This is a genomic window from Phormidium sp. CCY1219, from assembly GCF_035615515.1.
Taxonomy (GTDB): Bacteria; Cyanobacteriota; Cyanobacteriia; order Cyanobacteriales; family Laspinemataceae; genus CCY1219.
Genome location: NZ_JAJENT010000291.1, coordinates 1 through 6,324, shown reverse-complemented (window position 1 = coordinate 6,324; position 6,324 = coordinate 1). Strand labels below are relative to the sequence as shown.

The window sequence follows — 6,324 nt, the reverse complement described above, 5'->3', positions numbered from 1 at the left end:
TAAGATTTTCATATAAGTAAGGTAGAGAATTTTTCATTTCGGAGGTGCAAGCGCGGTAATGACTATTCGGCTACGTAGCACATCAATCTGAGAAAGGCTATAGTTTTCACCTCCTACCCAAAAGGCAAACTTGGGTATAGTACCATTTTTCATGCAATAGACTTCGATAACAAGGCATTTTTAAGGGGTGTGGTGTGGTATCCAAACGCAAACTTATTTGTCAAAAAATGATATAATTACTACTTAAACTGTCACTTAAACGTAACTTTGTGTGATGCCTAAATTCATAAAATTTAGTATTGTATTAACCCTCCTAAATGCGCTATTAATTGTGGGTAGTTTGGGTTTATTCATGTTTTCCCAGAGAACGGTTGCCACTGAATTAAATCCCCTCTTGAGTCAAACTGAAGAGAGAGAACCCCTTACAGAACCGCAAACGTCTCCCGAGAACCCCCGCTTTATCTACAAAGCTTTTATTGTCAGTATTAAAGGCAAATCAGGCCAAGATATTACAGATTTTTTAAATGCCTATTCCGATTGGGAATTAGTCAGTTTTGACAATGAGGTTTTGCCGGAAGAGAATCAAGCTATCTTTATTTTCAAAAAAGCGATCGAGAATGAATGATTAAGCCAGAGGGGACGCCCAGAACAACCCTACCGAACTTGCAGTGTAAATAGAGTGGTTAAACGAAGCCGGGGAACGACACAAGGAAGCAAGTAGGTGATAACAGGCGTTCCCAGGCGACGCCTGGGAACGAGACCCATTATGGTGCAGACGAACCTAACTGCACGCTCAGACCTTGCAGGTGATTTACCCAGGCGACGCCTGGGTAAAAGAGGAATAACCTGTTACCCATCCATTGATGAGCAACAGTGATTATGCCTCAACGGCCACGGGGGAAGCGATCGCCTCAGCACTCGCCTCCGGACTGTCGCTTTCCGAGGGAGGCACCACCTGCCAGAACTTCGGCAAAAACGCATCCCAATCATCCAAGATAGCCTTCGCCTTTTCGCTGCCGGTCTTGGCATAGTGCAACTGCACCATCTCCTTCAACTGTGCCGCCCCAGCATTGGTTTTCACCCGCTGAATCTTCACAATTTCCGGATTGACCAGAGCTGGGAAAGACCCATCCTCATCTAAGAAATAGGCCAAACCGCCCGTCATGCCGGCACCCACATTGCGTCCGACCTTGCCCAAGCAGACCACGACACCGCCGGTCATGTATTCGCAAGCGTGGTCTCCAGCGCCTTCAATCGTTGCCTTGCCCATCGAATTGCGGACTGCAAAGCGCTCTCCTGCGATTCCCCGGGCAAACAAAATACCGCCAGTGGCTCCATACAAGCAAGTATTGCCAATCAGCACATTCTCGCTGGGGTCGTAATCGGCTTGTTTCGGGGGCACGATAATAATTTCACCGCCATGCATTCCCTTGCCCACGTAATCATTGGCTTCGCCATACAGACTCAACGTCATTCCCGGCAAATTAAACGCGCCGAAACTTTGACCCACACTACCAAAGAAGCGCAGGTTCAACTGACCTTCAAAGCCGCTGTTCCCGTATTTGCGGGCGATATAGCCAGCCAGCCGACCCCCCACACAGCGGTCCGTATTGACGACTTTGACGCTTTTTTCCACAAAGCCTTGCGAGTCGATCGCCCCCTTCACTTCCTTATCGGCGAGCAACTCGTCATCCAACACGAAACCATTGCCATGCACGGCCTCATGCTGCAACCAATTGCGTTCGTAGCGGGTATCGGGCAACTGCAAAATGCAGTCCAAATTCACCGATGCGACTTTGGCCAACTTGACGCCTTCGCGCATCGTCAACAAATCAGCCCGACCGATCGCCTCATGCAAACGGCGACAGCCCAGCTTGGCCAACAAGTGCCGTACTTCTTCCGCCACAAAATAGAAGAAATTCACCACATTTGCAGGAACGCCAGTAAAGCGCCGACGGAGTTTTTCCTGCTGAGTCGCCACTCCGACGGGGCAATTATTGGTATGGCAAATCCGCGCCATGATGCAGCCTTCGGCAATCATCGCGATCGAACCGAAGCCATATTCTTCCGCACCCATGAGCGCCGCCATCAGCACATCCCAACCGGTTTTCAGCCCGCCATCGGCGCGCAGCACCACGCGATCGCGCAAGCCATTCAACATCAGCACCCGATGCACTTCGCTCAGTCCCAGTTCCCAGGGCGTGCCGGCATGTTTGATACTGCTCAGGGGCGAGGCACCGGTACCGCCATCATGGCCAGAAATTTGGATGATATCCGCATTCGCCTTCGCCACCCCTGCGGCGATCGTGCCAATGCCAATCTCGGAAACCAACTTGACCGACACCCCGGCATTCGGATTGACCTGATGCAGGTCGAAAATCAACTGCGCCAAATCCTCAATCGAATAAATATCGTGGTGCGGCGGCGGCGAAATCAGGGTCACGCCGGGTTTAGACCGACGCAACATGGCAATGTATTCGCTGACTTTCTTACCGGGCAACTGTCCGCCTTCTCCTGGTTTTGCTCCCTGGGCGATTTTAATCTCCAGTTGCTTGGCATTCATCAGGTATTCCGGCGTCACCCCGAAGCGCCCCGAGGCCACCTGTTTGATGGCGGAAGAGGCGGTATCGCCGTTGTGTAGTCCGCGCAAATGAGGCAATGTCGGGCTATTGCCGTTTTCGTCAACATTTTCCAGCACTTTGAACCGCACCGGGTCCTCGCCGCCTTCCCCGGAGTTAGATTTGCCGCCAATCCGGTTCATGGCGATCGCCAGAGTTTCGTGGGCTTCCCGGGAGAGCGCCCCCAAGGACATGCCCCCAGTGCAGAAGCGCTTCACGATTTCTTCCACCGATTCGACTTCTTCGAGGGGAACTGGCGTGACGCCTTCTAGGTTGAAGTCCAGCAAATCGCGCAGGGCGGTGGCGGGACGTTCCCAGAGGTATGTTTTGTAAACCTGATAGTGGTCGTAACTCTCGCTGGCTTTCGGCGCGCCATTTTTCGCCCCCACGGCTTTATGCAGGGCTTTGGCCATTTCCGGGCTGTTCATGTGGTATTCCCCGTTGGGGCGATATTGAATGAAGCCGAAGTTTTCCAGCTTTTTCGCCGTCAGTTCCGGGAAAGCCCGCTGATGGAATTGGCTGGTTTCCTGAGCCAATTCGCGCAAACTTAGGCCGCCAATTTGCGAAGCAGTTCCCACAAAGGCCAGATCCAGCAACTCTTTGCCAATGCCGATCGCCTCGAAGATTTGCGCCCCGTGATAGCTCGAAAGCAGGGAAATCCCCATCTTCGAGAGGATTTTCAGCAGTCCCATTTCGATGCCGTGGGCGTAGTTGTTTTGCGCTTCTTCTATTGAGAGAACTGGCAGTTTGCCGTTGTCCATCATTTTTTGGGTTTTGGAAGCGCTGCGCCATTGCCGCACGCTTTCGAGGGCCAGATAGGGGCAAATCGCGCTAGCTCCGTAGCCGATCAGGCAAGCGAAGTGATGGGTACTCCAGCATTGAGCCGTATCCACCACCAGGGAGACCTTCATTCGCTCCCCGCGCCGGATGAGGTGATGGTGAACTGCACCCACCGCCAGCAGGGGCGGAATGTAGGCTTGCGTTGCATTGGGGCTGCGATCGCTCAAAATCAGGATTTTGCTTCCCTCTCGCACCGCCTCTGCGGCACCTTCGCATAACCGCTGCACCGCTTGACCCAGAGCCTCGGGTCCGTCGGCAATGTTAAACAGCAAGGAGAGGGTTTGACTCGGCAGCTCGGAAGTTTTGATAGCGCTGAGTTGGTTTTCGTTGAGAACCGGGGTTTCTAGTTCCAAGGTACGGGCGTATTCCGGTTTGGCTTCTAGCAGGTTGCCCCGAACTCCCAGCAGAACCTTCAGGGACATCACCAGGCTTTCGCGCAGGGGGTCGATAGGGGGATTGGTGACCTGCGCGAATCGCTGTTTGAAGTAGTCGTAGAGCAAGCGCGGTTTGTCTGACAGAACCGCCAGGGGGATGTCGTCGCCCATGCAGAAGGTGGGTTCTTTGGCCGCGATCGCCATCTCCTGGATGATGGTCTCTACGTCTTCTTGGGTGTACCCAAATGCGGTTTGCTGTTGCAGCAAGGTGGAACCATCCAGGTACAAGTCGCTACTGGGGGGTTGGGGTGCGAGTTTGATGCGATGTTCTTTCAGCCAAGAACCGTAGGGATGTGTGCTGGCTACCTGCTGTTTGAGTTCTGGGTTTTTCAGGATGTGATGGGTTTCCAGGTCTACCGCGATCGCCTGTCCCGGCCCGAGTCGTCCTTTTTCGATGATTTCGGATTCGGGCAGTTCCACTGCGCCAGCTTCCGACGCAACCACGATGTAGCCGTTTTTGGTAATGCAGTACCGGGCGGGGCGCAACCCGTTGCGATCGAGGGTCGCGCCAATTTGTTTGCCGTCGCTAAACACAATCAGCGCCGGTCCGTCCCAGGGTTCCTGGATGCCGCTGTAATATTCGTAGAAATCCACGATTTCCCGACGTTCCGCCAGGGCGGGTTGGTTTTGGTAGGCTTCCGGAACCATGATGGTCATGGCTTCGATGGGGCTGCGTCCCGAGCGAACCATCAGTTCAAATACGTTATCCAGGGTCGCCGAATCGCTGTTGTCCGGGGAAACGATAGGTTTCAGGTCTTCGATCGCATCCCCCCAAATGGGATGTTGTAGGTCTCCTTCCCGCGCTCTCATCCAGTTGATGTTGCCCAGCAGGGTGTTGATTTCTCCGTTATGACCCAACAGGCGCATGGGTTGGGCAAGCGGCCAGCGCGGCATTGTGTTGGTGCTGAAGCGCCGATGGTAAATCGCCCACGGACTGGTGTAGTTGGGGTTTTGCAAATCTTGGTAAAAGGTTCCCAGTACGGCGGAGCGAACCATGCCTTTGTAGACAATGGTGCGGCTGGACAGGGAACAGATGTAGAAGTCTTCCCCCCATTGGATGGCTTTCGCACCGGGATGGGTTTCTATGTCGGCAAGGGTTTTGCCTACGCCTCGCCGCACTCGATACAGCAGGCGCTCGAACTCGTCCCCGCTTAGGCTGGGAGATTGGATGATAATTTGCTCGATTTGCGGTTGGTGCTGTCGCGCCATAACCCCCAGCACTTCAGGCCGCACCGGCACCTTGCGCCACCCTAGGCAACTCAGGTTGTGCTCCGATATCACTTTTTCTACGGTGACTCTGGCATGAGTGGCGGTTTCCTGGTCTTGCGGCAGGAATATCATGCCCACGGCAAGGGTTTTGGGGTCGATGTTGGAATGCCCGTTAAGCTCGAGCCACTCTTGCAAAATGGCATACGGAAGCGCGCTCATTAACCCGGCTCCATCTCCGGAGTCGCGATCGGCACTGCACGCGCCGCGATGCTCCAGACAGGTTAGGGCCGTGAGGGCTTCGTCGATAATTTGGCGATCGGCCCCACCGGCTGGATTGGCAATGAAGCCAACTCCGCAAGCATCCCTTTCTTCTACTAACCACCGTTGTCCTGCATAGCCGATAGATTGGGCCTGATTGATTTGATTCTCTCGATTCAATTTTTTCCTCCTGAAGTTTGCTGTGTTGCAGGTCAAGTCATTGGTCCGTAGGTCTTGGTCATTTGTGGGTTGTCATTTGTCCGTAGGTCTTGGTCATTTGTGGTAAGTGGCTTGTCCTTTCATCCCTAACCACTTACCCACCACCAATGACCAGTGACCTGTTACCACATGACCAATAACCATCACCTTCGCAATCATCACTCTATACTCGCCCGCGATCGAGCCACTGACCCGCACAGTTTTGAGAAGCCAGTGTTGGGGACTTGTTTAGTAGGGTCGGCGTTGCCCCCGCATCTGGGGAAACCTACGGGAGGGTTGCGATCGCTTCCTCCCTTGCATATTTAGAAACAATTAGAAGTTATTAGTTTACTGCTATTCTTACAGTTTTGCAGATTTCAATCAATGCTTAACTCAAAGACCATCCATTTTTCCCGAAACTTCCACCCCGTTAAGCCGATTCTACGCCACTCGGCTGGCTCGGAGACATCCATCCCTCCTCAGAATGCCTGAGAAATTACAGCTTCCTCTATGCCTCGCTCGGCTACCCTAGAAGAAATTTCACGGGTATAAACTCCCATCTGAAATGCTGCTTGAGGACTCCCGTTAGACTCACGCCTGGGAACGCGGCAGGGGAATTGCCGCCAACAAATAAACTGCCTGAGAAAAATTCGTTATTTTCGGGTTGCATATTCATCCCCCTCCGCTTGGTTTGATACTCCCTACGGATAAATCCGAGGGATTCTTAAAGAGTCCAAAGTCGGACTTTTAAAGGCGCTTTTCCCCAC

3 protein-coding genes are annotated in these 6,324 nt (G+C 53.2%); 2 read left to right on the top strand and 1 reads right to left on the bottom strand.

Features of this window, described 5'->3' with window-relative positions:
• Positions 1-274 precede the first annotated feature (274 nt).
• On the top strand, positions 275-625 hold the full coding sequence (locus LKK83_RS04740) for a hypothetical protein (protein WP_324629761.1): 351 nt from the start codon (positions 275-277) through the stop codon (positions 623-625).
• A gap of 252 nt (positions 626-877) precedes the next feature.
• Here LKK83_RS04740 and gltB read toward each other — a convergent pair whose 3' ends face one another.
• The gene (gltB, locus tag LKK83_RS04735) at positions 878-5,539 is read right to left on the bottom strand and encodes a glutamate synthase large subunit (RefSeq protein ID WP_324629760.1); all 4,662 of its coding nucleotides are present in this window, start codon (positions 5,537-5,539) and stop codon (positions 878-880) included.
• 153 nt (positions 5,540-5,692) lie between these two features.
• On the opposite strand from gltB, the gene LKK83_RS04730 reads away from it, so the two are divergent.
• The gene (locus LKK83_RS04730) at positions 5,693-5,884 is read left to right on the top strand and encodes a hypothetical protein (RefSeq protein ID WP_324629759.1); all 192 of its coding nucleotides are present in this window, start codon (positions 5,693-5,695) and stop codon (positions 5,882-5,884) included.
• Positions 5,885-6,324: the final 440 nt, after the last annotated feature.

What these genes read in the sequence shown, in the direction of transcription:
- LKK83_RS04740 (WP_324629761.1), top strand. Translation starts at nt 275, where the DNA reads ATGCCTAAATTCATAAAATTTAGTATTGTATTAACCCTCCTAAATGCG.